The 26,431-nt window shown below is 70.9% G+C and carries 20 protein-coding genes; 12 read left to right on the top strand and 8 right to left on the bottom strand.

Translation table 11 applies throughout. The features are described from left to right. The 3 genes from JCO01S_RS15950 to JCO01S_RS12250 form a co-directional block, all read left to right on the top strand. Nucleotides 1-415 (top strand): sensor histidine kinase (locus tag JCO01S_RS15950; RefSeq protein ID WP_369407297.1); only part of this gene is annotated, 415 nt, incomplete at its 5' end. Beyond that, nucleotides 412-1,017: a response regulator transcription factor gene (locus JCO01S_RS12255; RefSeq protein ID WP_084342886.1), complete on the top strand. Its 606-nt coding sequence runs from the start codon at nt 412-414 to the stop codon at nt 1,015-1,017. The genes JCO01S_RS15950 and JCO01S_RS12255, both read left to right, overlap by 4 nt. Before the next feature lie 46 nt (nt 1,018-1,063). After that, nucleotides 1,064-2,164, top strand: coding sequence for a DUF5005 domain-containing protein (locus JCO01S_RS12250; protein WP_068256059.1), 1,101 nt, complete (start codon nt 1,064-1,066; stop codon nt 2,162-2,164). 9 nt (nt 2,165-2,173) lie between these two features. On the opposite strand, the gene JCO01S_RS12245 is transcribed toward JCO01S_RS12250, so the two are convergent. From JCO01S_RS12245 to JCO01S_RS12230, 4 genes are read right to left on the bottom strand one after another with little or no spacing between them, the layout of a single operon-like run. Next, nucleotides 2,174-3,778 carry a class I adenylate-forming enzyme family protein gene (locus JCO01S_RS12245; protein ID WP_068256056.1) on the bottom strand — a complete coding sequence of 535 codons (1,605 nt, stop codon included), beginning with the start codon at nt 3,776-3,778 and terminating at the stop codon, nt 2,174-2,176. A gap of 5 nt (nt 3,779-3,783) precedes the next feature. Continuing rightward, nucleotides 3,784-4,611 (bottom strand): SDR family oxidoreductase, encoded by an 828-nt coding sequence (locus tag JCO01S_RS12240; RefSeq protein WP_068256053.1) that lies wholly within the window; start codon nt 4,609-4,611, stop codon nt 3,784-3,786. Between the two features lie 29 nt (nt 4,612-4,640). Further along, nucleotides 4,641-6,218, bottom strand: a complete 1,578-nt coding sequence (locus JCO01S_RS12235) for an acyl-CoA synthetase (RefSeq protein WP_068256050.1) — start codon at nt 6,216-6,218, stop codon at nt 4,641-4,643. A gap of 56 nt (nt 6,219-6,274) precedes the next feature. Next, a complete protein-coding gene (locus JCO01S_RS12230) occupies nt 6,275-7,420 on the bottom strand; it encodes an acyl-CoA dehydrogenase family protein (RefSeq protein WP_068256047.1) in 1,146 nt (381 codons plus the stop codon). Between the two features lie 81 nt (nt 7,421-7,501). Here JCO01S_RS12230 and JCO01S_RS12225 point away from each other — a divergent pair, with 81 nt between their 5' ends. From JCO01S_RS12225 to JCO01S_RS12190, 8 genes are read left to right on the top strand one after another with little or no spacing between them, the layout of a single operon-like run. Beyond that, nucleotides 7,502-8,260 (top strand): TIGR03084 family metal-binding protein, encoded by a 759-nt coding sequence (locus JCO01S_RS12225; protein ID WP_068256045.1) that lies wholly within the window; start codon nt 7,502-7,504, stop codon nt 8,258-8,260. Beyond that, entirely contained in the window at nt 8,257-10,020 is a 1,764-nt protein-coding gene (locus JCO01S_RS12220) for an acyclic terpene utilization AtuA family protein (protein WP_245634431.1), read from the top strand. Before JCO01S_RS12225 ends, JCO01S_RS12220 begins: the two co-directional genes overlap by 4 nt. Further along, entirely contained in the window at nt 10,017-11,186 is a 1,170-nt protein-coding gene (locus JCO01S_RS12215; protein WP_084342885.1) for an acyl-CoA dehydrogenase family protein, read from the top strand. Before JCO01S_RS12220 ends, JCO01S_RS12215 begins: the two co-directional genes overlap by 4 nt. Further along, complete coding sequence (locus tag JCO01S_RS12210) at nt 11,183-12,781, top strand: acyl-CoA carboxylase subunit beta (RefSeq protein WP_068256042.1); 1,599 nt, start codon at nt 11,183-11,185, stop codon at nt 12,779-12,781. The genes JCO01S_RS12215 and JCO01S_RS12210 overlap by 4 nt, the downstream gene beginning before the upstream one ends. Before the next feature lie 8 nt (nt 12,782-12,789). Beyond that, nucleotides 12,790-14,829 (top strand): ATP-binding protein, encoded by a 2,040-nt coding sequence (locus JCO01S_RS12205; RefSeq protein ID WP_068256038.1) that lies wholly within the window; start codon nt 12,790-12,792, stop codon nt 14,827-14,829. Further along, entirely contained in the window at nt 14,826-15,611 is a 786-nt protein-coding gene (locus JCO01S_RS12200) for an enoyl-CoA hydratase family protein (protein ID WP_068256037.1), read from the top strand. Before JCO01S_RS12205 ends, JCO01S_RS12200 begins: the two co-directional genes overlap by 4 nt. Continuing rightward, nucleotides 15,608-16,219 carry a TetR/AcrR family transcriptional regulator gene (locus JCO01S_RS12195; protein ID WP_068256036.1) on the top strand — a complete coding sequence of 204 codons (612 nt, stop codon included), beginning with the start codon at nt 15,608-15,610 and terminating at the stop codon, nt 16,217-16,219. The genes JCO01S_RS12200 and JCO01S_RS12195 overlap by 4 nt, the downstream gene beginning before the upstream one ends. A gap of 47 nt (nt 16,220-16,266) precedes the next feature. Then, complete coding sequence (locus JCO01S_RS12190; RefSeq protein ID WP_169796954.1) at nt 16,267-17,838, top strand: class I adenylate-forming enzyme family protein; 1,572 nt, start codon at nt 16,267-16,269, stop codon at nt 17,836-17,838. A 16-nt stretch (nt 17,839-17,854) separates the two neighbouring features. On the opposite strand, the gene JCO01S_RS12185 is transcribed toward JCO01S_RS12190, so the two are convergent. Together JCO01S_RS12185 and dnaE are read right to left on the bottom strand one after the other, a co-directional pair. Next, nucleotides 17,855-19,987 (bottom strand): S9 family peptidase, encoded by a 2,133-nt coding sequence (locus tag JCO01S_RS12185; RefSeq protein ID WP_068256030.1) that lies wholly within the window; start codon nt 19,985-19,987, stop codon nt 17,855-17,857. After that, nucleotides 19,984-23,586, bottom strand: coding sequence for a DNA polymerase III subunit alpha (gene dnaE / locus JCO01S_RS12180; protein WP_068256028.1), 3,603 nt, complete (start codon nt 23,584-23,586; stop codon nt 19,984-19,986). Before dnaE ends, JCO01S_RS12185 begins: the two co-directional genes overlap by 4 nt. Before the next feature lie 198 nt (nt 23,587-23,784). Here dnaE and JCO01S_RS12175 point away from each other — a divergent pair, with 198 nt between their 5' ends. After that, entirely contained in the window at nt 23,785-25,317 is a 1,533-nt protein-coding gene (locus JCO01S_RS12175; RefSeq protein ID WP_245634430.1) for an AMP-binding protein, read from the top strand. Nucleotides 25,318-25,322: 5 nt separating this feature from the next. Here the strand turns inward: JCO01S_RS12175 and JCO01S_RS12170 are convergent, their stop codons facing one another. Together JCO01S_RS12170 and JCO01S_RS16270 are read right to left on the bottom strand one after the other, a co-directional pair. Then, nucleotides 25,323-26,261, bottom strand: coding sequence for an RluA family pseudouridine synthase (locus tag JCO01S_RS12170; RefSeq protein WP_068256019.1), 939 nt, complete (start codon nt 26,259-26,261; stop codon nt 25,323-25,325). Further along, nucleotides 26,261-26,401 (bottom strand): hypothetical protein, encoded by a 141-nt coding sequence (locus JCO01S_RS16270; RefSeq protein WP_439645700.1) that lies wholly within the window; start codon nt 26,399-26,401, stop codon nt 26,261-26,263. Before JCO01S_RS16270 ends, JCO01S_RS12170 begins: the two co-directional genes overlap by 1 nt. Nucleotides 26,402-26,431 lie beyond the last annotated feature (30 nt).

Here is a 26,431-nt window from a genome sequence, read left to right as displayed (position 1 = left end):
CCCCCGCCAGTCGCTCGCCGAGGTGCGCGCAACCGTCGCGGGCCTGCGCGTGGCCAGGCTGTGCGAGGAGCGCGACTCGGCGGCGAACGCCCTGCGGGACGCGGGCATCGAGGCGCAGCTGCCGACGGACGAGGACCTCGTCGACCCGGCGCACCGGATCACCGTGGCCTGGGTGCTGCGCGAGACGGTGACCAACGTCGTGCGCCACAGCGGCGCCCAGAAGGTCAACGTGTCCTGGGGGCCGACCTGGCTCGAGGTCGTCGATGACGGACGAGGGCTGCGGGGACAGCGTGAGGGCTCCGGCCTGACGGGTCTGCGCGAGCGGGTCGTCCAGGCCGGCGGTGACCTCACGGTCGGCGACGGGACACCGGGGACGCGGGGACCCGGGACGCGAGTACGGGTGGAGCTGCCGTGATCACGCTGCTGCTGGCCGACGACCAGGCGCTCGTGCGCGGCGCCATGGCTGCCCTGCTGGGGATGGAGAAGGACCTGCAGGTGGTCGCCGACGTGGGCGCGGGTGACGAGGTGCTCGAGGCGGTCCGGCGCACCCGCCCGGATGTCGCGGTCCTGGACATCGAGATGCCCGGCCTGGACGGGATCGCCGCCACCGAGCAACTGACCCGGGAGGTGCCCGGGACGAGAGTGCTCATCGTGACCACCTTCGGCCGGCCGGGCTACCTGCGCCGGGCCATGGAGGCGGGCGCGCGAGGCTTCGTCGTCAAGGATACCCCCTCCCACGAGCTCGCCGAGGCGGTGCGCACGGTGGCGAAGGGGGGCCGGGTCGTCGACCCGTCCCTCGCCACCGACGTGGTCATCGGGGGGCCGAATCCACTCACCGAGCGGGAGCAGGAGGTGCTCCGGTACGCACTCGAGGGGCATTCCGCCCCCGTCATCGCGGCCAACGTGCACCTCTCCCCCGGCACGGTGCGCAACCACATCTCCTCGGCGATCGGCAAGACCGGCATGGGCACCAAGGTCGAGGCCGCCCGACGAGCGCAGGACCTCGGCTGGTTGTGACAATGGGGCACGTGCGCCCCCTTCGTCAGCGACCCGTGGAGCCCCGATGCGGCGCCATCGCCTGACCGCCCTCACCGCGGTGCTGGCGGTCGGCGCGGGCCTGCTCGTGGGGTGCACCGAGGACGAGCCGGAGCCCGCCTGCGATGCCGTGAGCGCCGACTTCGACTGGGCCTCACCCTCCCGCAGCGACGACGCCCGCTTCGAGCTGACCGGGCCCGGCTGGGTCGCCGGTGACTCGACGTACTCCGTGCAGCTGCCGGACGGGCGCACGCTGTGGCTCTTCTCGGACTCCTTCATCGGCGAGGTCAGCGAGTCGGGCACGCCCGCTCCCGGCCTGGCGATGGTGCACAACGCGCTCCTCACCGAGGACGCCACCGGCCAGCTGACCACCCACACCGGCTCCGGGCCGGAGTCCTTCTTCCCCGACCCCGGGCCGAAGTCCTACTACTGGGTCCAGGACGCCACGGTCGTCGGCAAGAAGGAGCTCGTCGTCTTCCTCTCCCGCAACCGCCAGGACGGTGGCCCGGGCATCGAGGGCTTCCGCTGGCAGCGCAACGCCATGGCGACGGTCTCCCTGCCGGACCTCGAGGTGACCGGCATCCACGAGTTCCCGAGCCGTTCCGGCGCCCCGCCCATCGCGTGGGGAGCAGGCGTGATGACGACGCCGACGCAGACCTACGTCTACGGCATCGAGGACCGCAAGGAGCACAAGTACCTGCACCTGGCCCGGGTGCCGGCCGGCAAGCTCACCGACCGCTCCGCGTGGCGGTACCGCAGCGCGGACGGGTGGAGCACGGACCCGGCGCGGAGCACCCGGCTGACCGACGCGGTCGCGAACGAGCTGAGCGTCTCGCCCTACGAGGACGGCTACCTCATGGTCTCCTCGGACACCTCGGAACCCTTCAGCGACCGGATCAACGCCTGGACCTCCTGCAACCCCTGGGGGCCGTGGCGCGACGAGCAGACGATCTACGAGACCCCGGAGACCGGGGGCGAGCACTTCACGTACAACGCCCACGGGCACCCGGAGCTCAGCGAGGACGGGGAGCTGCTCATCTCCTACAACGTCAACACCTTCGACTTCGAGGAGCTCATGGGCAACCCCACGCTCTACCGGCCGAAGTTCATCACCCTCGACCTGGAGTGACGTCCGGTCTCACCGCAGGAGCTCGCGGACCGTGTGCTTCTGGATCTTGCCGGTCGCGGTCTTCGGCATCTCCTCGACGACCCGCACCTCCTTGGGCACCTGGTAGCCCGCGAGCACGTCCTTGGCGCGGGCGATGATCTCCCGCTCCAAACGCTCCTCCGGCACGCTCCCGTCGGGGACGACGACGGCGCAGACCGCCTCGCCCCAGTGCTCGTGGGGGACACCGACGACGGAGCACTCGGCGACCCCCGGGGTGCCCAGCACCACCGACTCGACCTGGACCGACGAGACGTTCTCACCGCCGCTCTTGATGATGTCCTTCAGGCGGTCGGTGAACCACACGACCCCTTCCTCATCCAGGTGACCGACGTCGCCGGAGTGGAACCAGCCACCGGCGAAGGCGGCCTCGTTGGCGGCGGGATTGTTCCAGTAGCCGGTGCAGACGTTGGGCGCCCGGTACACGATCTCGCCGGTCTCCCCCAGTGGGAGCAGCTCACCACTCGTCGCCATGGTCCGGGTCATGACGGACGGCACCTGCGGGCCCCATGAGTCCGCAGCGGTGTGCCGGTGCTCCGGCCACTGCATGACGGTCGCCGGGACCACCTCGGTCTGCCCCGAGCCGAGGACGACGGCGGCGTTGACGAAGGCCTCGTCCACCGCGTCGAGCAGGTCGTCCGGCATCGGGGCCATGGCGTAGATCGCGGTCGTCACCGACGACAGCTCCCGGGGCCGCTGCTCCTGCTCGGCGAGGCAGGCCCGGTACATCATCGGCAGCATCATCGCGTGGGTGACCCGGTGACGCTCGATCGCGTCGAGGCTCGTCGCGGCGTCGAAGGTCATCCCCACGAGGACCACCGTCCCACCGGTGAGCAGGATCGGCATGCACAGCGTGTTCAACGCCGTGACGTGGAACATCGGGAGGACGACGAGCATGCTCGATCCAGAGCTCCCCCAGGACATCCTGGTCGCGAGGGCGTTCGACAGCAGCGCGGTGACGAGCGAGCCGTGGCTGACCAGGACCCCCTTCGGGCGTGACGTGGTCCCCGAGGTGTAGAGGCACTGCACGCTGTCCCGGTCCTCGATCTGCACCTCCAGCGGCCCCTCGGGCGCGGCGTCCACCAGGCCCTGCCAGGAGTGCGCCGGACGTCCAGCGATCGTCTCCGGGGAGTCGTCGTCGCTGACGACCACGTGCCGCACGTGCTCGTCGGTGGCCAGCACCTGCTCGTGCATCCCCCGGAAGGCGGCGTCGGTGACCACCGCCGCGGGTCGGGAGTCGCCGAGGATCCAGCGCTGGTCCTCGATCCCGAGCAGGACGTTCAGCGGCATGCACACCAGCCCGGCGCGGGCACAGGCGAAGTAGGTGGCCAGGACCCGCCAGGAGTTCATCATCGTCAGGGCGACCGGGGTCCCGGGCTCGAGCCCGAGGCCGAGCAGTCCGTGCCCGAGTCGGTCGATCGTCTCCGCGAGCTCGCGGTAGGTGACCTCCCGGCCCTGGTCGTTGATGGCGACCCGGTCGGGGAAGAGCGCCGCGGTGCGCATGACGACGTCGCCGGCGTTGTTGCGGGTGGCCAGGTTGTACTCCAGCGGGTCCACCCCGCCGAGGTCTGGGCGCATAGTCCTCACTCCCCCAGGAAGAAGTCGGGCATGAGTTCCTCGGCCGGTGGACCGTAGCCCGAGAGGTCGGTGACGCCCTCCTCGGCGAGCACCTCGTCGTCGATGAAGAAGCCGCCGGTGCACTCGGCGGGGTCCCGGGTCAGGACCGCGTGGGCGGCGTCGGCCATGATCTGCGGGCTGCGGCTGCGGGCCATCGTCTCGTCGCCACCGAGGAGGTTCTGCACGGCGGCGGTGGCGATGGCCGTGCGGGGCCACAGGCTGTTCGCGGCGATGCCGTGCTCGGCCCACTCCCGAGCCAGCCCGAGGGTCACCAGGCTCATCCCGTACTTGGCGATGGTGTAGCCCAGGTGCGCACCGGCCCAGCGCGGGGAGAGGTTGATCGGCGGGGACAGGGTGAGCACGTGGGCGTGCTCCGAGGCGCGCAGGTGCGCCAGCGCGGCCTTGGCGAGCAGGAAGGAGCCGCGGGTGTTGATGTCCTGCATGAGGTCGTACTTCTTCATCGACAGGTCCTCCGTGGCGGACAGGTCGATGGCGCTGGCGTTGTTGACGACGACGTCGATGCCGCCGAAGCGCTCGACGGTGCGCGCGACCGCGTCCTGCACCGACTCCTCCATCCGCACGTCCCCGAGGATCGGCAGGGCCTCCCCGCCTGCCCGCTCGATCGCCTCGGCGGCGGTGTGGATCGTGCCCTCGAGCTTCGGGTGCGGCTGGTCGGTCTTGGCGAGGATGGCGACATTCGCGCCGTCCTGTGCGGCGCGCTCGGCGATGGCCAGCCCGATGCCTCGGCTGCCTCCTGACATGAGGATGGTGCGGCCGGCGAGTGTGCGGCTCATGGTCGATCTCCTGTGGTCTCGGTGGTGGATCAGCGGGTGACGGACGGGGCTGCGCCGGTCTCGGCCCGACGCAGCTCGCGCTTGAGGACCTTGCCGGTGGCATTGCGGGGCAGCGCGTCGACGACGCTGACGTGGCGCGGGACCTTGAAGCGGGCGATGCGGTCGCCGGCCCACTCCCGCAGCCGATCGGGGGTCAGGTCGGACCCGTCGGCGAGGACCACGACGGCGGTGATGGCCTCGCCCCACCGCTCGTCGGGGACACCGATGACCGCGACCTCGGTGATGTCCGGGTGCTCCTGCAGCACCCGCTCGACCTCGATCGGGTAGACGTTCTCCCCGCCCGTGATGATCATGTCCTTCTTGCGGTCGACGAGGGTGTAGTAACCCTCCTCGTCCACGCGCGCCAGGTCGCCGGTGTGGAACCACCCGTCCCGGATGGCCTCCGCGGTCGCCTCGGGCTTGTCCCAGTACCCGACGAAGATGCTCGGGCCGCGCAGGCAGAGCTCACCGGTCGCGCCGACCGGTACCTCGCGGTCGTCCTCGTCGAGGATGCAGGCGTCGACGAAGGCAACGGGTCGGCCGACCGCTCCGGCGTGGTCGATGACCTCCTCCGGCTGGAGGCAGGCGACGTTGGGTGAGGTCTCGGTCATGCCGAAGCCCTCTGTGAAGGCGATGCCCCGCTCCGTCATCGCGCGGATCACCGGCAGCGGGCACGGCGCGCCTCCGCTGATGGCGACGTGGAGGGACGACAGGTCCGCCGTCGCGAGGGAGGGCGTGGCGGCGACCGCCGCCCACATCGCGGGCACGAGGAAGGCCTTGGTGACGCGGTGGCGTTCGACCGCCTCGACCCACTGCTCGGGCGTGAAGGCCTCCATGACCACGACCTCGGCACCCACGAAGAGGAAGGGCAGCGTGTGCACGCCGAGGGCGCCGATGTGGAAGAGCGGCGCGGCCGAGACCGTCACGTCGGTGCGGCCGAGACCGCTGTCGAAACCCATCGCGTTGATCGCGTTGTAGAAGAAATTGCCGTGGGTGAGCATCGCTCCCTTGGGCCGGCCCGTCGTCCCCGAGGTGTACATGATGACGCAGACGTCGTCGTGGCCGATGGCGGCGACGACTCGCTCCGGGGAGCCGGCCGCGATCAGCTCCTCGAGCTGGCTCGATGCCCCGGCGGCACGCTCGTCCGCCACCGGGACCTGGACCACCTCCTGCACCTCGCTGCCCGCCGTCGCCTCCCGGGCGACGCCCGCGAAGGAGCTGCTGACGAAGAGCACCGACGCCCCCGAGTCGCGCAGGACGTAACGCACCTCCTCCGGGTGCAGCCGGAAGTTGACGGGGACACTGATCGCGCCGAGCTTGGCCACGGCGAGGTAGATCTCCATCATCTGCGGGCTGTTGAGGCACAGGAGGGCGACGCGGTCCCCCGGCCCCACCCCCTTCGCGCGCAGGCCGTCCGCCAGGCGATTGGTGCGCTCCTCGAGCTGGGTGAAGGTGGTCTCCGCACCCCCGTTGCCGTCGACGTACGCGACCCGGTCGGGGTTGCGCAGCGCATGGATGCTCACCCACTGGCCGAAGCCGTGGTCCGTCGCGGTCGTGGTCCGAACCATGAACTGCTCCTCGTGACGTCGTTGTCGGGGGCGGGATCAGGGTAGGTCGAAGGGGGTCAGGCCGGCAGTCCGTCCAGGCGCGCCAGGACCTGGAGCATCACCTCGTCGGCGCCTCCGCCGATCGAGCCCAGGCGGCTGTCCCGCAGGAAGCGCGCGGTCCACGTCTCCTCCATGTAGCCCATGCCGCCGTGGAACTGGATGCAGGTGTCGGCGACCTCGCGGGCGAGTCGGCCGGCGGTGAGCTTCGCGATGCTCGCGCCGCGCGTGATGTCCTCGCCGGCGAGGTAGGCCTCGCACACCGCCATGGTGTGGTTGCGCAGCATCTCGACCCGGGCCTGCAGCTCGGTGAGGCGGAACGTGACGTACTGCTTCGTCGCGAGTGGTCGGCCGAAGACCTCCCGCTCGGCGATGTACCGCCGGGTCCGCTCGAGCGCCCGCTCGCAGCTGCCGACGGCCGAGTAGGCCGCGTACATCCGCTCGATGACGAACTGCTGCATCTGCTGCTGGAAGCCGCGCCCGGTCTCACCGATCGTGTTGGCCACCGGCACGCGGACCTCGTCGAAGCTCAGCTCGGCCGTGTCGGAGCACCGGTTGCCGAGCTTGTCGAGCCGCTTGGCCACGGAGAAGCCGGGCGAGGCGGTCGGAACGATGATCTGCGACATGCCGCGGTAGCCGCCCTCGTCGGAGGTCCGCGCCAGCAGGCACAGCCAGTCCGCCTGGGTGCCGTTGGTGATGAAGGTCTTGCTCCCGGTGATGACCCAGTCCTCGCCGTCCCGGACGGCGCGCGTGCGCAGCTGGGCGACGTCGGAGCCGGTGTCCGGCTCGGTCACCGCGATGGCGGCGACCTGCTGCCCCGCGAGCGCCGGGGCGAGGTAGGTGCGCTTGAGCTCGTCCGTGCCGTGGGCGGCGAGCGAGGGGGTCGCCATCATCGACTGCACCCCGATCGCCATCGCGACCCCGGCGACGTCGGAGCGCCCGAGCTCCTCCGCCGCGACCATCTGGAAGGAGTGGTCGGCCCCCTCTCCGCCGTACTGCGGATCCCGCTCGAGGCCGAGCAGGCCGAGTCGGGCGGCCTTCGGGAAGAGCTCGTGGGCCGGGAAGATCCCCGCGTCCTCCCACGCGTCGGCGTGGGGGTCGATCTCCGACTCCACGAAGGACCGGACGCTGGCGCGGAAGGCGGCGTGCTCGTCGGTGAGGCGCATGACAGGACCGTAGTCACGATCCCCCCAACAAACAAGCATGCATGCTTGCTTTTTCTTGGGAGCGGTGACACGGTCGCCCTCATGAGCGACACCGCGGCCGCCTTCCTCGACGAGTGCCTCGACCTCGACGCCCTCGTCGCCGACCTCGAACCCGACGCGTGGTCCCGGGACACCCCCGCCGCCGGGTGGTCGATCGCCCACCAGATCGCGCACCTGGCGTGGACCGACGAGGTCGCCCTCCTCGCGGTGACCGACGCGGAGGGCTTCCGCGAGCAGCAGGTGGCCGCGCAGGCCGATCCCGGCATCGTCGACGAGGAGGCGGCGAAGGGGGCGTCGGCTCCCCCCGCCGAGCTGCTGGAGCGGTGGCGCGTCGGTCGGGCGCGCCTCGCCGATGCCCTGCGCACCGCGCCGGCGGACGCGAAGCTTCCGTGGTTCGGCCCGCCGATGAGCGTGCGTTCCATGGCCACGGCCCGCCTCATGGAGACCTGGGCCCACGGCCAGGACGTCGCGGATGCCCTGGGTGTGCGTCGGACGCCGAGAGGCCGGCTGCGCGACATCTGCCACCTCGGCGTCCGCACCCGTGACTTCGCGTACACGATCAACCGGCGCACTCCCCCGGAGCGGCCCTTCCACATCGAGCTGACCTCGCCGGGCGGCGAGGTGTGGTCCTGGGGTGACGGAGGACCCGACCGGGTCACCGGCAGCGCCGAGGACTTCTGCCTCGTGGTGACGCAGCGGCGCCCGGTGGCCGAGACCGGGCTGCACGCCACCGGCGAGGCGGCCCGGTGGCTGACCTTCGCCCAGGCCTTCGCCGGAGCCCCGAAGGAGGCCACCTCGTGAGCACCGACCTGCTGCGCGTCGGCAACTGCTCCGGCTTCTACGGTGACCGGCTCTCGGCGATGCGCGAGATGCTCGAAGGGGGTCGGCTCGACGTCCTCACCGGTGACTGGCTCGCCGAGCTGACGATGCTCATCCTCGGCCGTGACCGCGCCAAGGACCCGAGCACCGGCTATGCCAAGACCTTCCTCGTCCAGCTGCGGGAGTGCCTGGGGCTGGCGCTCGACCGTGGCGTGACGATCGTCGCCAATGCCGGCGGGGTCAACACGCCGGGACTCGTCACGGCCGTGCGCGAGCTCGCCGCCGACCAGGGCCTCTCCCCCGCCGTCGCCCACGTCCGCGGTGACGACCTCACCCCGCGCGCGGCCGAGCTCGGGCTCGGTGCACCGCTGGGTGCGCACGCCTATCTCGGCGGCTTCGGCATCGCCCGGGCCGTGGCCTCCGGCGCCGATGTCGTCGTCACCGGGCGGGTCACCGACGCCTCGGTCATCGTCGGTCCGGCCATCGCCCACTTCGGCTGGGGGCGTGCGGACCTCGACGCCCTCGCGGGCGCGACCGCGGCCGGTCACGTCATCGAGTGCGGCACCCAGGCCACCGGCGGCAACTTCTCCTTCTTCACCGAGATCGAGGACCTGGTGCGGCCCGGCTTCCCCGTCGCCGAGATCCTTGCCGACGGCTCCAGCACGATCACCAAGCACCCCGGCACGGGCGGCGCAGTCACCGTCGAGACCGTGACCAGCCAGCTGCTCTACGAGGTGCAGGACGCCCGCTACGCGGGTCCGGACGTCACGACGCGACTGGACTCGGTCTCCCTTCGTCAGGAGGGAACCGACCGCGTGCACATCAGCGGGGTGCGCGGCGAGGCCCCGCCCCCCGACGTCAAGGTCTCGCTCACCTCGCTCGGTGGGCACCGCAACGAGATGACCTTCGTGCTGACCGGCCTGGACATCGAGGCGAAGGCGGCCCTGGTCCGCCGCCAGCTCGAGGCCGCGCTGCCGAGCAGACCTGCCGAGCTGGAGTGGACGCTCGCCCGGACCGACCGCGAGGACCCCACGACCCAGCAGCAGGGGTCGGCGCTGCTGACCGTGACCGCCCGCGACGAGGACCCGAAGGTCGTCGGACGGGCCTTCTCCGGTGCCGTCGTCCAGATCGCCCTCGGCTCGGTCCCCGGCTTCCACACCACGACGCCCCCCACGTCCGGCAGCCCCTACGGGGTCTTCACGCCCGGGTACGTCGACCAGGGGGAGCCGGTGCACGAGGTGGTGATCGACGACGGCACCGTCGAGGTCATCGCGCCGCCGAGGACCACGCGGGCCCTCGAGCCGCTGACCGGGGAGGCTCCCTCCGAGGCTCCTTCGTCGCACCCCGGGGAGCGGTCGGGGCCGGGGGCGACGGTGCGCGCGCCGCTCGGGACCATCGCCGGCGCCCGGTCCGGCGACAAGGGCGGCAGCGCCAACATCGGCGTGTGGGTGCGCCACGAGGCCGGGCCCGAAGGCCATGCCTGGCTCCTCGACCTGCTGACCGTCGCACGGGTGCGTGAGCTGCTGCCCGAGACCGCCGACCTCCCGATCACGATCACGTCCCTGCCCAACCTGCGCGCGGTCAACATCGTCATCGAGGGGCTGCTCGGCGAGGGCGTCGCCTACAACGCCCGCTTCGACCCCCAGGCCAAGGGCCTGGCCGAGTGGCTGCGCTCCCGCCTCGTCGACATCCCGACCAGCCTGCTGCCGGCGCAGGGCACCGGCCCGAAGGAGTCCCGATGAGTCACGTCGACTGGCGCACCGAGGAGCTGCGGGCGCTGCGCGCCGCGACGACCGAGTTCGTGCGGCGCGAGGTGCTGCCCCAGCAGGACACGTGGGAGCGTGCCGGTGAGCTCCCGCGCGAGCTGCACCGGGCCGCCGGCGACCAAGGGCTCATCGGCGCCTCCTTCCCCGAGTCCGCCGGTGGCGGTGGTGGTGGCCAGCGCGCCGCGGTGACGATCGCCGAGGCCTTCCACGAGGCGGGCGCGGCGGGCGGCACCTATGCCTCCCTCTTCACGGCCGGCATCGCCTGTCCCCACATCGTCACCGCGGGTGACCCCGCCCAGATCGAGCGCTGGGTGGCGCCCACGCTGGCCGGCGAGACGATCGGGGCCCTGGGCATCACCGAGCCCGACGGCGGCTCCGACGTCGGGGGGCTGCGCACCACGGCACGCCGCGACGGTGACGAGTACGTCGTCAACGGCAGCAAGACCTTCATCACCTCCGGTGTCCGGGCGGACTACGTCACGACGGCGGTCCGGACCGGCGGCGCTGACCTCCCCGGGGCCCGGGGCCTGTCCCTGCTCGTCGTCGAGCGGGGGACGCCCGGCTTCGAGGTCACCCGGCAGCTGGACAAGATGGGGTGGCGCAGCTCCGACACCGCCGAGCTCTCCTTCACCGACGCGCGGGTGCCTGCCGATCACCTCGTGGGCCCCGAGAACGCCGGATTCGCCCTCATCGGCAGCGCCTTCCTCAGCGAACGCATCGCGATCGCGGCGCAGGCGTACTCGCAGGCCCAGCGGTGCCTCGACCTGAGCACCGAGTGGTGTCGCGAGAGGCGCACCTTCGGCGAGCCGCTGATCTCGCGTCAAGGGGTGCAGAACACCCTCGTCGAGATGGCCTCGCGGATCGACGTCGCCCGCACCTACACCCGCGCTCTCGTCGACCGCTTCGAGGACGGTGAGCCGCTCACCGACCTGATCCCGGCCGTCTGCTTCGCCAAGAACACCGCGACCCAGTCAGGTGAGTGGGTCGCCCACCAGGCCGTGCAGCTCTTCGGTGGCATGGGCTACATGACCGGGTCCGAGGTGGAGCGCCAGTACCGCGACATGCGCATCCTCGGCATCGGCGGGGGCACCGTCGAGATCCTGGGCCAGATGGCCGCACGACGATTGGGACTGGTGGCATGACGATCCTGAAGAGCACCCTCGACCCGAGCACCCCGCAGGCCCGGGCAGCGGCGGAGGCGATGCACGACTCGCTCGCCGAGATCGGTGTGGAGGTCGCCAAGGCCGTCGCCGGTGGCGGCGAGCGCTACACCGCCCGGCACCACAGCAGGGGCAAGCTCACCGCCCGCGAGCGCATCGAGCTGCTCCTCGACCTGGAGTCCCCCTTCCTCGAGCTGGCCACGCTGGCCGGGTACGGCTCGGACTTCCCGGTGGGAGGCTCGGTCGTCGCTGGCATCGGTCTGGTGAGCGGGGTCGAGTGCCTGCTCGTCGCCAACGACCCGACGGTCAAGGGCGGGTCGAGCAACCCCTGGTCGGTGCGCAAGTCCCTGCGGATGCACGAGGTCGCCCTGGCCAACCGCCTCCCGGTGATCTCGCTCGTCGAGTCCGGTGGCGCCGACCTGCCGACGCAGAAGGAGATCTTCATCCCCGGGGGTGCGACCTTCCGCAACCTCACCCGGCTCTCCCGCGCCGGCATCCCGACGATCGCGCTCGTCTTCGGCAACTCGACGGCCGGCGGGGCCTACCTGCCCGGCATGAGCGACCACGTGGTGATGATCGAGGAGCGCTCCAAGGTCTTCCTCGCCGGTCCCCCGCTCGTCAAGGCGGCGACCGGCGAGGTCTCCGACGACGAGTCGCTCGGTGGCGCCGACATGCACGCCCGGGTCTCCGGGCTCGCGGACCACTTCGCCCGCGACGAGCAGGACGCCATCCGCATCGGCCGGCGGATCGTTGCTCGGCTCGGCCACCGCAAGGCGGCCGGGCCGGCGACGACACAGCCGCTCCCCCCGCGCTACCCGGCCGAGGAGCTGCTGTCCATCGTGCCGCCGGACCTGAAGTCCCCCTTCGACCCCCGTGAGGTCATCGCCCGGATCGTCGACGACAGCGACTTCGACGAGTTCAAACCGCTCTACGGGTGCTCGCTCGTCACCGGCTGGGCGCAGCTGCACGGCTTCCCCGTCGGCATCCTCGCCAACGCACGGGGAGTGATCTTCAGCGAGGAGGCCCAGAAGGCGACCCAGTTCATCCAGCTGGCCAACCGCTCCGACACCCCGCTGCTCTTCCTGCACAACACGACCGGCTACATGGTCGGCAAGGACTACGAGCAGCGCGGCATCATCAAGCACGGCTCGATGATGATCAACGCGGTCTCCAACTCGACCGTCCCGCACATCTCGGTCCTCCTCGGCAACTCCTACGGCGCCGGCCACTACGGCATGTGCGGCCGCGCCTACGACCCGCGGTTCGTCTTCACCTGGCCCTCGGCGCGCTCGTCGGTCATGGGGGCCGAGCAGCTCGCCGAGGTGACCTACTCGGTGTCGAAGGCCTCCGCGCTCGCCCAGGGCAAACCCTTCGACGAGGAGGGCGCCCAGGCGGTCCGCGCCGCGGTGGAGGCCCAGATCAGCGCCGAGGCCATGCCGATGGTCCTCTCTGGTCTGGTCTACGACGACGGCATCATCGACCCTCGTGACACCCGGGACGTCCTCGGGATCGCGCTGTCCGCCATCCACACCGCACCAGTCGAGGGAACCTCGTCCTTCGGCGTCTTCCGGATGTGAGGTCCCACATGAGCACGTCGTCCCAGCACCGCCCGATCCGCTCGGTGCTCGTCGCCAATCGCGGCGAGATCGCCCGCCGCGTCTTCGCGACCTGTCGTCGGCGCGGCATCTCGACCGTCGCCGTCTTCAGCGACGCCGACGCGGGCAGCCCGCACGTCGCCGAGGCGGACGCCGCCGTCCGGCTCCCCGGCGAGAGCCCCTCCGACACCTACCTGCGCGGCGACCTCGTGATCGCGGCCGCGCAGCGGGCGGGTGCCGACGCGATCCATCCCGGCTACGGATTCCTCTCCGAGACCGCTGACTTCGCCGAGCAGGTCACGGCCGCCGGTCTGACCTGGATCGGCCCCGACCCGGAGGCGATCCGGGTCATGGGCGACAAGATCGAGTCCAAGCAGCGCATGGCCGACGCCGGCGTCCCCGTCCTGGGACGGCTGGACCCGGACGAGGTCGACGAGGAGCACCTGCCCGTGCTCGTCAAGGCCGCTGCCGGCGGCGGTGGACGCGGCATGCGCATCGTGCGCACCCTCGGCGAGGTCGCCGACGCCGTGGCCTCGGCATCACGGGAAGCCGCGTCCGCCTTCGGCGACCCGACGGTCTTCGTCGAGCGCTACCTCGAGGCCGGCCACCACGTCGAGGTCCAGGTGATGGCCGATGCGCACGGCACCGTGTGGGCGCTCGGCGAGCGGGAGTGCTCGCTCCAGCGGCGTCACCAGAAGGTCATCGAGGAGGCCCCCTCGCCCCTCGTGGAGCGGGTCGGGCCGCAGATGCGTGACCGCCTGCTCGCCGCCGGCCGGGACGCCGCCGCGGCGGTCGGCTACCGGGGTGCGGGCACGGTCGAGTTCCTCGCACTGCCGGACGGGTCCTTCTTCTTCCTGGAGATGAACACCCGCCTCCAGGTGGAGCACCCGGTCACCGAGCAGGTGACCGGCACCGACCTCGTCGGCCTCCAGATCGAGGTCGCCGAGGGCCGGGCCATCGCCGCCGAGCCGCCTGCCGTCCGCGGGTGGTCGATCGAGGCGCGGCTCTACGCCGAGGACCCCGATGACGACTGGCGCCCGCAGACGGGCACCGTCGCCACGCTCGACGTCCCGGGCGTCGTCTCCGGCTTCGAGCTCGTGCCCGAGCACGGCATCCGCCTCGACTCCGGTGTCACGGCGGGCTCCGTCGTCGGCACGCACTACGACGCGATGCTGGCCAAGGTCATCTCCTTCGCCCCGACCCGGGAGGAGGCCGCTCGTGAGCTCGGGGCCTCCTTGGGGCGCAGTCGCATCCACGGCGTCACGACCAACCGCGACCTGCTCGCCGCGAGCCTGACGCACCCCGAGTACCTCGAGGGCACAGCCGACACCGGCTTCTACGCCCGGCACGAGCCGGCCACGCTCACGCGGGGCCGCGCCCTCCCGGCGGACCTCGCCGCGCTCGTGGCGGCCGTCGCCGACGGCGCCCGTCAGGTCTCCCGTCGACCGGTGCTCGGGGCCGTGGCCAGCGGGTACCGGAACGTGCCCTCGATCTTCCAGCGGCGCACCTTCCGTGCCGGTGAGGAGGAGGTCGTCGTGGGCCACCGGGTCGGTCGCGACGGGCTGGAGCTCGAGGCGCCGGTGACCGGCCACGAGGACGTCGCCCTCGTCGAGGCCCACCCGGAGCACGTCGTCCTCGACCTCGGGGGCGTGCGGCGCTCCTTCGACGTCGCCTGGCTGCCCGGAGACGAGGAGGCCGTCGCCGTGGACTCCCCCCTCGGGTCCCGAGCACTACGGCTCGAGCCACGCTACGTCGACCCCACCGCGGTGGCTCCGGCAGGCGCCCTCGTCGCGCCCATGCCCGGCACCATCGTCCACGTCGCGGCCGAGGAGGGTGCCACCGTCGATGCCGGGCAGGTCCTCCTCACCCTCGAGGCGATGAAGATGGAACACTCCGTGACCGCGCCCGTGGCGGGGACGGTGGCGTCGGTGGCGGTCAGCGTCGGCCAGCAGGTCGCCCAGGACACCACCCTGGCCATCGTCGACGACGGCGGCAGCGCGGCGACCGACGACGAGAGCGAGGCACGATGAACACCCCACAGGGTCCGCGGGTGCGGACCGGGACCGACGCGGGGGTCATGACGATCACCCTCGACTCACCGCACAACCGCAATGCGCTGTCCGACCAGCTGGTCGACGAGCTGCACGCCGCGTTGGAGGCCGCCGGAGACCAGACCGTGCGCAGCGTGGTGCTCACCCACACGGGGAGCACCTTCTGCGCCGGGGCGGACCTGAAGGAGGCCAGCAGCGCCCCGGTCGACGACCCGGCCCGGGCTCGCGCCGACCAGCTCGTCGATCTGCTCCGCGCGATCGTCGCCCTCCCCAAGCCGGTCCTCGCGCGCATCGACGGTCACGTGCGGGCCGGCGGGATGGGGCTGGTCGGTGCCTGTGACATCGTCCTCGCCGGAGATGCCTCCACGTATGCGCTCACCGAGTCCCGCCTCGGGCTGGCCGCGTCGGTCATCTCGCTGACGGTGCTGCCGCGGATCGACGCCCGCGCCGCGAGTCGGTGGTTCCTCACCGGCTCGACCTTCGACGTCGCCGAGGCCCAGCGGATCGGCCTGGTGACGCGTGCCGTCACGTCCGCGGACCTCGACCGGGCCGTGGCGGAGGTGACCGACGAGCTCGGGAAGTGCTCGCCACAGGGCCTGCGGGAGAGCAAGGCGCTCCTCACCCATGACCTGCTGACCCACCTGGACACCCACCGTGACCGGGTCGCGGACCAGTCCTCCCGCCTCTTCGCCAGCGAGGAGGCGCGCGAGGGCATGCTGGCCTTCCGCGAGAAGCGCCTCCCCCGCTGGGCCACGACATGACGCTCGCCCGCCGGACGACTGCGCCGAAGCAGGATCGCAGTCGGCAGACACGCCAACGGCTCCTCGAGGCGACGGTCAGGTGCCTGGCCGAGCGTGGCTGGAGCGCGGCGACGGTCTCGGTCATCGCCGAGGAGGCCGGCATCAGTCGGGGGGCGCTCCAGCACCACTTCCCCACCCGGGAGGCCCTGGTCGTCGCGGCACTCGAGTACGTCTTCGAGGAGCGCCGTAAGCAGATCGAGCAGCTGCCGCACCCGACGACGACCGGGGCCGAGCGCGTGCACCACGTGGTCACCACCCTCATGGACACGTACAACGGGGAACTCTTCCGCGCCGCCCTGTACGCCTGGACCGCGGCCGCCGCCGACGAGCAGGTGCGCGAGGTCATCGCACCCCTGGAGCGGCGCTTCGCCCGGTCGGTGCACGACCTGGCGGTCACCCACCTGGGCGTCGACGACAACGATCCGCACGTGCGCACGCTCATCCAGGCCACTCTCGACCTCGGTCGTGGCCTCGCCCTGGCCGACCTGCTCACCGACGACTCCAAACGCCGCCGCCGGATCGTGCGCACCTGGTCGCAGATGCTCGCCGACGAGCTCGAAGGCGCCTGACGTCACGACTATGTGGTACCTCCCGTCCGTCGAAGGAGATGGTTGTCATGAGCGGTACCCGGACACATGCCGGAATGCTGCGCGCCACGGTGCAGCAGTTCCCCGACAAGGACTTCCTGACGGCGACGTCCACGAAGGGAGAGGCACGGCCGGTGAGCTTCGCCGAGCTTGAGGAGCGCAGTCGTCTGATCGCGGCCGGGTTGCTGGAGCGAGGAGTACGCCACGGCGACCGGGTCGCCGTGGCCGCACCGAACCAGGTGGAGTGGCTCGAGCTCTTCTACGGCGTCACCCGCATCGGCGCCGTGCTCGTGACGCTGAACGTGCGCTATCGCGAGGCAGAGCTGCGATACATGCTCAACCAGTCGGGAGCACGTCTGGTCGTCACGTCGGCACAGTCGGACGGATTCGACTTCGTCGACTTCTATGCGGCCTTCCGGAGCGAGATCCCGGATGTCGAGGACGTCCTCTTCCTGGGTGACGGCCGGGAGGACTCCTACACCTCCCTGGTCGGCGACCCGGACACCGCGGGGCTCAGCAGGCACGAGGCCGAGGTCGGCGCGGACGACCCCGCCCTGATCCTCTACACATCCGGCACGACCGGCCGGCCCAAGGGAGCCGTGCTGACCCACCGGAGCATGATCGCCGCCGCCTCAGGACAGGTCGAGCGGCTCGGCACCACCACCGATGACGTCTATCTGTGCGTGATGCCGTTCAACCACGTCGGCGGGATCACCTGCAGCGTCACGGCAGCGCTGAGCACCGGATCCACCGTCGTCCTCCCGTCGGCATTCTCACCCGCAGGTGCGCTGGCCGACATCGAGAAGCACCGGGTGAGCCTCTTCGCAGGCGTCCCGACCATGTGGTCACTCATGCTGGCCCACCCCACGTTCGAGACCACGGACACGAGCACGGTTCGCCTGGCCATCATCGGTGGGTCCAACGTCGAGCCCACGATGGCTGCCGAGATGCTCGCCGCTTTCCCGGAGGCGCGGCTGTTCAACCTCTACGGCTTGTCGGAGTCCTCGGGCGCGTCCGTCATGTCGGCCCCTGACGACTCGGTCGAGCAGGTGTCCAGCAGCATCGGTACCGCCCTGACCGGGATCGAGGCCAAGGTGGTGGGCTTGACCGGACACGACGTCCCAGCCGGTGAAGAGGGCGAACTGCACCTGCGTGGTGAGAGCACCACTACGGGATACTGGGGCCGGCCGGAGGAGGCGTCACAGACCGTCCTCGACGGTGGCTGGCTGCGTACCGGCGACATGGTGACGATGGATTCCGACGGTCACATCCACATGCGTGGGCGGCTGAAAGAGATGTTCATCCAAGGTGGCTACAACGTGTACCCCGTCGAGGTGGAGAACGTGCTGACGGCGCATCCAGCGGTGGCCATGGCCGCTGGCATCGGCGTGCCGGATGCAGTCCTCGGTGAGGTCGGGTGCTACTACGTGGTCCTCCGCTCGGGTCACGAGGTCACCGAAGAGGATCTGCGTGACCACTGTCGGGGCCAGGTGGCCGACTACAAGGTCCCGCAGCAGATCATCGTGGTCGACGAGCTGCCCACGACACCGTCCGGCAAGATCGCCAAGGCCTCCCTGCGAAAACAGCACGACGGTGTGTAGCTGCCGACGAGGCTGATCACTCCGCCCGGTCGACCGGCTCGGTCGCCCCGAGGCGGTCGAGCAGCCAGGCCCACTCCCAGGCGGTCTGCTCCCAGGCGTCGTAGCGGCCGGAGCGACCACCGTGGCCGGCGCTCATCTCGGTGCGCAGCAGGACCGGGCGCTCGTCGTCGTGGTCGGTGACCTCCCGCAGCCGGGCGACCCACTTCGCCGGCTCGGTGAAGTAGACCCGGGTGTCGTGCAGCGAGGTCGTCGCGAGAACCGCCGGGTAGGCGCGGGCCGCGACGTTCTCGTACGGGCTGTAGGAGCGCATGTAGGCGTACACGTCCGGATCGTGCAGCGGGTCGCCCCACTCCTCCCACTCCCCGACCGTGAGCGGCAGCTCGGGCCGGAGGATGGTGTTCAGCGTGTCGACGAAGGGGACCACCGCGAGCACGGCCGCGAAGCGGTCGGGCGCGAGGTTCGTCGCCGCCCCGACGAGCAGGCCGCCGGCGGACCCCCCTTCGATCGCCAACCGGTCGCGAGCCACCCAGCCGGTCTCGTGCAGGTGTTCGGCAGCGGCGACGAAGTCGGTGAAGGTGTTGCGCTTCGCGAGCATCTTGCCGTCGTCGTACCAGTGCCGGCCCAGCTCGCCACCGCCGCGCACGTGGGCGACCGCGTACACCAGGCCCCGGTCGAGCAGCGAGAGCCGGGCGATGGAGAAGTACGGGTCCATGCTCATCTCGTAGCTGCCGTAGCCGTACAGCAGCCCGGGGTTGCTCCCGTCCGCCGCCACCCCGCGGCGCATGACGAGCGAGACCGGCACCTTCGTGCCGTCGGGGGCGGTGGCCCAGGTGCGGCGCTGCTCGTAGTCGGCGGGGTCGACGCCGCCGAGGACGGGCTGGCGCTTCAGCTCGACCCGCTCACCGGTGGCCACGACGACGTCGAGGACCGAGCGCGGGCTGACCCAGGACTGGTGCTCCACGCGGATCCGGTCGGCGTCGGGGTCGGCGACCGCGCCGAGGGAGACGGAGTGCAGGTCGTCGTCGAAGGGCAGGTCCCGGCCCGTCCCGTAGTCACCGCCGTCGAAGGGTGACGAGCGGCCTTCGCGGGGCAGGACCCGCAGCGCGGGCAGACCGTCGACGCGCAGCGAGAGGACCGCGAAGTCGTCGAAGGCGTCCACGCCGACGAAGCGCTCGCCCTCGGCCCGGTCCAGGAGTGGGACCCACTGCTCGTGGCTCGTCGCGTCCAGCGGCGCCCAGGCGAGGTCGCCCTCCGGCTGGCGCTCGTCGTGGACGATGAGCAGGTGGTCCGCGGCGGGCTCGACCTCGTACTCGATGCCGTCGCGCCGGGGGGCGACGCAGCGCATCGGGCCGGTCGGGTCCTCGGCGTCGATGAGGTGGACCTCGCTCGTGGTCTTGCTGCCGAGCTCGAAGACGTTCCAGCGCTCGTCGCGGCTGGTGCCGATCCCCATCCAGAAGCGCTCGTCCACCTCGCGGTGGACGAGCACGTCCGTGGCGGCGTCGGTCCCGATCTCGTGACGCCACAGCTCGTGCGGCCGCCAGGCCGCATCGACGCGCACGTGGAAGAGGTACCGCCCGTCGCGGGAGAGGGCGAGCCCGTAGCCGACCCCGGTGACGGCCTCGTCGAGCAGGTCCCCCGTCGCGATGTCGATGACGCGCACGTCGAAGCGCTCGTCACCGGTGACGTCGACCGCACAGGCCATCCGGGTGTGGTCGTGGCTGATCTCGAGGCCGCCGAGGGCGAAGAAGTCGTGCCCCTCGGCGAGCTCGTTGCCGTCGAGGAGGACGACCTCGCCGGGTAACGGCTGCCCGGCGTCGAGCTCGGGCACCTGCGCGCGGTCGGTGAGCGGCGCGCGGCAGTGGATCGGGTACTGCTGCCCCTCGACGGTGCGGGCGTAGTACCACCACGGGCCGGAGGCGACGGGCACGGTGAGGTCGGTCTCGAGGGTGCGTTCCCTGATCTCGGTGAAGATCCGCTCCCGCAGCGGCGCGAGGTGGGCGGTGCTCGCCTCGGCGTAGGCGTTCTCGGCCTCCAGGTGGGCGATGACCCGCGGGTCCTCGGGGTCGCCCAGCCAGGTGTAGGGGTCGGTGACCTCCTCGCCGTGGTGGTTGCGGACCTCGGGGTGCTGCTCGGCGACCGGCGGCCTCATGCGCTCACCGCCCGGGCACCGAGGATGACCTTGAGGTCACCGATGAGGGCCTCACTCGGCTCGACGCGGTAGTTGGCATCGACGGAGAGGGTCACCGAGCGGCCGGGCTGGACGAGCTTGATCTGCACGTCGGTGCTGCCCGGGTGCTGGGTGAGCACCTCCTTGACCTGCTCGATCCGCCCCTGGGTGGCGCGGGCGTGCTCGAGGGTGAGCAGCACCGGACCGCGCGGTCCGTCGGTCAGCTCGGGGATCGTCAGGTCCTCGGCGTAGATCGAGACCGCGTCGTCGCGATGGTTCACCCGGCCCCGCACGACGGCGACGATGTCCTGGGTGAGCATCGTCTGCACGGTCAGGTAGGTCTTCGGGAAGAAGAGGCACTCGATCGCACCCTCGAGGTCCTCGACGGTCGCGATCGCCCAGAGGTCGCCCTTCTTCGTGCGCTTCACGCTCAGCCCGGTGACCAGCCCCGCGATCGTCACGTGGCTCTTGTCGGGGACCCCCTCGGACTGGGTGAGGGTCGCGATGGAGGTGTCGGCCGCGCGCTGGAGCACGTGCTCGACCCCGAAGAGCGGGTGGTCGGAGACGTAGAGGCCGAGCATGTCGCGCTCGTTCGCCAGCTTGGCCTTCTTGTCCCACTCGACGTCGGGGACGGAGCGCAGCCCCATGCTCGCCGCTCCGGTGCCCCCCGCCTGTGTCTCCTCGTCACCGCCGCCGAACATGTCCCACAGCGAGTCCTGGCCGACGGCCTCCTGGCGCTTGACCCCGACGAAGGCGTCGACGTACTCCTCGTGGACCATGACCAGGCCCTGGCGGGGGTGGTCGAGGTCGTCGAAGGCGCCGGCCATGATCAGGGACTCGACGGTGCGCTTGTTGCACACGGTCGCCGGGCACTTGGCGAGGAAGTCCTCGAAGGAGGTGAAGGCCCCCTTCTCCTCCCGGGTGGCGATGATCGCCTCGACGACGTTGCGACCGACGTTGCGGATCGCCTGCAGGCCGAAGCGGATGTCCTCACCGACCGCGGCGAAGGGGCCCTTGGACTCGTTGACCGAAGGGGGCAGCACCTTGATGCCCATCCGCCGGCACTCGTTGAGGTAGAGCGCCGACTTGTCCTTGTCGTCGCCGACCGAGGTCAGCAGCGCGGCCATGTACTCGGCCGGGTAGTTGGCCTTGAGGTAGGCCGTCCAGTAGGAGACGAGGCCGTAGGCGGCGGTGTGGGCCTTGTTGAAGGCGTAGTCGGAGAAGGGGACGAGCACGCCCCACAGCGCGGCGACGGAGTCCTCGTTGTAGCCGTTGGCCTTCATCCCCTCGGAGAAGGGGACGTACTCGGCGTCGAGGACCTCCTTCTTCTTCTTGCCCATCGCGCGGCGGAGCAGGTCGGCGTTGCCGAGCGTGTAGCCCGCCAGCTTCTGCGCGATCTCCATGACCTGCTCCTGGTAGATGCAGAGACCGTAGGTGGTCCCGAGGATCGGCCGGAGGGCCTCCTCCATCTGCGGCTGGAGCTTGCCCTTCAGCTGCGGGTCGAGCGGGATGATCTCCTGCCGGCCGTTCTTGCGCAGCGCGAAGTTGGTGTGCGCGTTCACGCCCATCGGGCCGGGCCGGTAGAGCGCGAGCGCCGCGGAGATGTCCTCGAAGTTGTCCGGCTGCATCAGCCGCAGCAGGGTCCGCATCCCGCCGCCGTCGAGCTGGAAGACCCCGAGGGTGTCGCCGCGGGCGAGCAGCCGGTAGGTCGCCTCGTCGGTCATGTCCTTGCTCAGCGCGTCGAGGTCGAGGTCCTCGCCGCGGTTGTTGCGCACGTTGACCAGGGCGTCGTCGAGGATCGTCAGGTTGCGCAGGCCGAGGAAGTCCATCTTGACCAGCCCGAGCGTCTCGCAGGTCGGGTAGTCGAACTGGGTGAGGACCTGCCCGTCCTGCAGCCGCCGCATGATGGGGATGACGTCCATGAGCGGCTCGCTGGACATGATGACGCCGGCGGCGTGCACGCCCCACTGCCGCTTCAGGCCCTCCAGGCCCTTGGCGGTCTCGATGATCTCCCCGAAGTACTTCTCCGACTCCACGAGCTGGCGGAAGTCCTGCCCCTCGCCGTAGCGCTCGTGCTCCGGGTCGTACATCTTGTTCAGCGGCACGCCCTTGCCCATGACGTCGGCGGGCATGGCCTTGGTCAGCTGCTCACCGACGGAGAAGGGGTGACCCATGACGCGCACGGCGTCCTTGACGGCCTGCTTGGCCTTGATCGTGCCGTAGGTGGCGATCATCGCGACCCGGTCGTCGCCGTACTTCTCGGTGACGTAGTGGATGACCTCGCTGCGGCGACGCTCGTCGAAGTCCACGTCGAAGTCCGGCATCGACTTGCGCTCCGGGTTCAGGAAGCGCTCGAAGATCAGTCCGTGCGGCACCGGGTCCAGGTCGGTGATGCCCATCGCGTAGGCGCACATCGAGCCCGCACCGGAGCCACGCCCCGGCCCGACCCTGATGCCGTTGTCCTTCGCCCAGTTGATGAAGTCGGCGACGACGAGGAAGTACCCCGGGTAGCCCTTGCCGACGATGACGTCGATCTCGTAGTCGGCCTGCTGCTGGGCGTACTCCGGGACGCCGCCCGGGAAGCGCCGGTGCAGACCCGTCTGCACCTCCTTGACGAACCAGGTCTGCTCGTCCTCCCCCGGCGGGCAGTCGAAACGCGGCATGTACCGCCCTTCGCCCTCCGTGAAGGAGACCTCGCACATCTCGGCCACGAGCAGCGTGTTGTCGCAGGCCTCGGGCAGCTCGCGCCACAGGTGGCGCATCTCCGCCGGCGACTTCAGGTAGTAGCCGTCCCCGTCGAAGGAGAACCGGTCCGGGTCCAGCAGCGTGGAGCCGGAGTTGATGCACAGCAGCGCATCCTGGGCGATGTTGTCCTCGCGCCTGACGTAGTGCAGGTCGTTGGTCGCGAGCAGCGGGAGCCCCAGCTCCTTGCCCAGGCGCATCAGGTCCTCACGCACCCGACGCTCGATCTGGTTGCCGTGGTCCATCAGCTCGAGGAAGTAGTTCTCCGCCCCGAAGATGTCGCGGAACTCCGAGGCCGCCTCGATCGCCTTGTCGTACTGCCCGAGCCGCAGCCGGGTCTGGATCTCCCCCGACGGGCAGCCCGTCGTCGCGATGATCCCCTCGCCGTACTGCGAGAGCAGCTCCCGGTCCAGCCGCGGCCACTTCGCGTAGACCGAGTCCAGCGAGGCCCGGCTGCCCATCGTGAAGAGGTTGTGCATGCCGGTGTTGTTCTTCGCCAGCAGCGTCATGTGGGTGTAGGCGCCACCACCGGAGACGTCATCGCCCTTGCGGGTGCGCTCGTCGCCCCACTTCACGCGGGTCTTGTCCTTGCGGCTGGTGTGCCCCGGCGCGACGTAGGCCTCCAGCCCGATGATCGGCTTGACGTCGTAGGACTGCGCCGTCTTCCAGAACTCGTGCGCCCCGAAGAGGTAGCCGTGGTCGGTCATCGCGATCGCCGGCATGCCCATCTCCTGGGCGGTCTCGAACATGTCCGTGATCCGCGCGGCACCGTCGAGCATGGAGTACTCGGTGTGGTTGTGCAGGTGGACGAAGTTCTCGGAGCGTGGCAGTTCGGACATCGGAGCCGAGTCTAGATCTCACCGCAGACAACGCCGAGCCGGCCGGGACCGTCCCGAGGCCGGCACCGTTCACCGATCTCCCGGCGCCGTTGATCGCCTCGCCACGGCCGGGGAACCGGTCGCGCGGCACCGGAGGGGTAACTTTGGCCCTGACACCGCTGTCCACGTCCCGGGAGGCCCTCCGGCATGTTCGTCCCCATGACCGTCAACGACTTCATCGACCGCGCAGCGATGGTCTACGGAGAGCGCACCGCCTTCGTCGACGAGCCGGACCAGCCGGCCACCCCGCTCGAGGACGTGACGTATGCGCGGATGCGTCAGCTCGCTCGGGCCCAGGCGGCGCACCTGGACTCCCTCGGCATCGAGGTCGGTGACCGGGTCGCCGTCGTCTCGCACAACTCCGCCCGGCTGCTCACGAGCTTCTTCGGCGTCGCCGGCTCCGGCCGCGTCCTCGTGCCGATCAACTTCCGCCTCGCCCCCGAGGAGGTCAAGTTCATCGTCGAGCACTCCGGGGCGCGCGTCCTCTACGTCGACCCCGAGCTGACCTCGATCATCAACGAGGTCCGGGCCGAGCACACCTTCGTCCTCGGCGAGGACGAGCACCTCTTCGGCGACATCGACCCGGCCACGGCCGAGCCCCGCCCGTGGGAGCCGGACGAGTCGGCGATCGCGACGATCAACTACACCTCCGGGACCACCGCCCGCCCGAAGGGGGTGCGCATCACCCACCGCAACATCTGGACGAATGCGGTCACCTTCGGGCTGCACGCGGGCTTCAGCGACCGCGACGTCTACCTGCACACCCTGCCGATGTTCCACGCCAACGGGTGGGGCATCCCCTTCACGACGACGGGTGTCGGCGCCCAGCACATCGTCATCCGCAAGATCGACGGCGCCGAGATCCTGCGCCGGGTGGAGCGCCACGGCATCACCGTCATGTGCGCCGCGCCCGCGGTCGTCAACGCCGTGCTCGACGCCGCCAGGGACTGGGAGGGCGAGATCCCCGGCCGGGGCCGGGTGCGGATCATCGTCGCCGGCGCACCGCCGCCCACGGCGACGATCGCGCAGGTCGAGACCGAGCTCGGCTGGGAGTTCGTCCAGATCTACGGCCTGACCGAGACCTCTCCCCTGCTGACGATCAACCGCTCCCGCTCCGAGTGGGACGACCTGGACGCGGAGGAGCGGGCCACGAAGCTCGTCCGTGCCGGCGCCCCGGCGATCGGCTGCCAGACGAAGATCGACCCGGAGAGCGGCGAGCTCCTCGTGCGCTCCAACGTCGTCATGGAGGGCTACCACGACCTGCCCGAGGAGACCGCGCGCACGCTCGCCGGCGGCTGGTTCCACACCGGTGACGGGGGCTCGATCTCCGATGACGGCTACGTGACGATCAGCGACCGCAAGAAGGACGTGATCATCACCGGCGGCGAGAACGTCTCCTCCATCGAGGTCGAGGACGTCCTCTTCTCCCACCCGGACGTGACCGAGGTCGCCGTCATCGGCGTCCCGGACGAGAAGTGGGGCGAGACGATCAAGGCACTCGTCGTCCTCTCCGAGGGCGCCGCGACCACCGAGGCCGACCTCATCGACTGGTGCAAGGAGCGGGTGGCCCGCTACAAGGCGCCGACGTCCGTGGAGTTCCGCGACGAGCTGGCCCGCACCGCGACCGGGAAGCTGCAGAAGTTCAAGCTGCGCTCCCCCTACTGGGAGGGCCGCGAGCGCCAGGTCAACTGACCCGCTCAGGACATCACGGCGAGCCGGTCCAGGGCCTCCTGCAGGTCCTGCGGATAGGTGCTCTCGAAGTGCACGTAGTCCCCCGACCCCGGGTGGACGAAACCCAGCCCCATGGCGTGCAGCCACTGCCGGGTCAGACCCAGCCGCTCCCCGAGGCGCGGGTCGGCACCGTAGGTCGGGTCGCCGACGCACGGGTGGCGCAGGGCGGCCATGTGCACCCGGATCTGGTGGGTACGACCGGTCTCGAGCGTGATGTCCAGCAGCGACGCGTGGCGGAAGGCCTCGATGAGCTCGTAGTGGGTCACGGCGTGCTTCCCCGACTCCATGACGGCGTACTTGTAGTCGTGGCCGGGGTGCCGGCCGATGGGAGCCTCGATCGTGCCGACGTGCGGGTCCGGCAGCCCCTGCACGAGGGCGTGGTAGCTCTTGTCGACCGTGCGCTGCTTGAAGGCGCGCTTGAGCACGGAGTAGCCGTACTCGCTCTTGCACACGACCATCAGACCGCTCGTGCCGACGTCCAGTCGCGAGACGATCCCCTGCCGCTCGCTGGCGCCACTCGTCGAGATCCGGTACCCGGCCGCCTTGAGGCCACCGAGAACGGTCGGGCCGGTCCACCCGACGCTCGGGTGCGCGGCCACGCCCACCGGCTTGTCGACGACGACGATGTCGTCGTCGTCGTGGATGATCCGCATGCCGGGGACGGGCTCGGCGACGACCTCCAACGTCGGTGAGGTCGGTGCGGGCGGCAGCGTCACCTCGAGGTGCTCGCCGGCCCCGACCCGGGCGGACTTGCCGGCCTGCCGGCCCTCGATGAGCACCTGGCCGCCCACGGCGAGGTCGGCCGCGCGGGTGCGGGAGAGTCCGAAGAGCCGGGCGACGGCGGCGTCGACGCGCTCCCCCTCCAGACCCTTCGGGATGAGGACGTTGCGGGTGTCGCCGTCCATCAGACCTCCTTCTCTGCCGTGTGACGGGGACGCCGGCCATCGATCCTGGTGTCGGTCTGCACGAGCCACACGAGCAGCACCGCCGCGAGCACGATGGCGATGTCCGCCACGTTGCCGACGAAGCGCCCGCCGTAGTCGATGAAGTCGACGACGTGGCCCCGGAGCGGCCC

It is taken from the genome of Janibacter corallicola NBRC 107790, from assembly GCF_001570965.1.
In the GTDB taxonomy this organism is placed as follows: domain Bacteria; phylum Actinomycetota; class Actinomycetes; order Actinomycetales; family Dermatophilaceae; genus Janibacter; species Janibacter corallicola.
This window is presented reverse-complemented; position numbering and strand designations above follow the sequence as displayed.

Coding starts and splice junctions, on each gene's coding strand:
- JCO01S_RS12185 (WP_068256030.1), bottom strand. CDS start 19,987: ATGAGGCCGCCGGTCGCCGAGCAGCACCCCGAGGTCCGCAACCACCAC.
- JCO01S_RS12170 (WP_068256019.1), bottom strand. CDS start 26,261: ATGGACGGCGACACCCGCAACGTCCTCATCCCGAAGGGTCTGGAGGGG.
- JCO01S_RS12210 (WP_068256042.1), top strand. CDS start 11,183: ATGACGATCCTGAAGAGCACCCTCGACCCGAGCACCCCGCAGGCCCGG.
- JCO01S_RS12240 (WP_068256053.1), bottom strand. CDS start 4,611: ATGAGCCGCACACTCGCCGGCCGCACCATCCTCATGTCAGGAGGCAGC.
- JCO01S_RS12175 (WP_245634430.1), top strand. CDS start 23,785: ATGACCGTCAACGACTTCATCGACCGCGCAGCGATGGTCTACGGAGAG.
- JCO01S_RS12225 (WP_068256045.1), top strand. CDS start 7,502: ATGAGCGACACCGCGGCCGCCTTCCTCGACGAGTGCCTCGACCTCGAC.
- JCO01S_RS12250 (WP_068256059.1), top strand. CDS start 1,064: ATGCGGCGCCATCGCCTGACCGCCCTCACCGCGGTGCTGGCGGTCGGC.
- JCO01S_RS12205 (WP_068256038.1), top strand. CDS start 12,790: ATGAGCACGTCGTCCCAGCACCGCCCGATCCGCTCGGTGCTCGTCGCC.
- JCO01S_RS12245 (WP_068256056.1), bottom strand. CDS start 3,778: ATGCGCCCAGACCTCGGCGGGGTGGACCCGCTGGAGTACAACCTGGCC.
- JCO01S_RS12235 (WP_068256050.1), bottom strand. CDS start 6,218: ATGGTTCGGACCACGACCGCGACGGACCACGGCTTCGGCCAGTGGGTG.
- JCO01S_RS12190 (WP_169796954.1), top strand. CDS start 16,267: ATGAGCGGTACCCGGACACATGCCGGAATGCTGCGCGCCACGGTGCAG.
- JCO01S_RS12200 (WP_068256037.1), top strand. CDS start 14,826: ATGAACACCCCACAGGGTCCGCGGGTGCGGACCGGGACCGACGCGGGG.
- JCO01S_RS12215 (WP_084342885.1), top strand. CDS start 10,017: ATGAGTCACGTCGACTGGCGCACCGAGGAGCTGCGGGCGCTGCGCGCC.
- dnaE (WP_068256028.1), bottom strand. CDS start 23,586: ATGTCCGAACTGCCACGCTCCGAGAACTTCGTCCACCTGCACAACCAC.
- JCO01S_RS12230 (WP_068256047.1), bottom strand. CDS start 7,420: ATGCGCCTCACCGACGAGCACGCCGCCTTCCGCGCCAGCGTCCGGTCC.
- JCO01S_RS12195 (WP_068256036.1), top strand. CDS start 15,608: ATGACGCTCGCCCGCCGGACGACTGCGCCGAAGCAGGATCGCAGTCGG.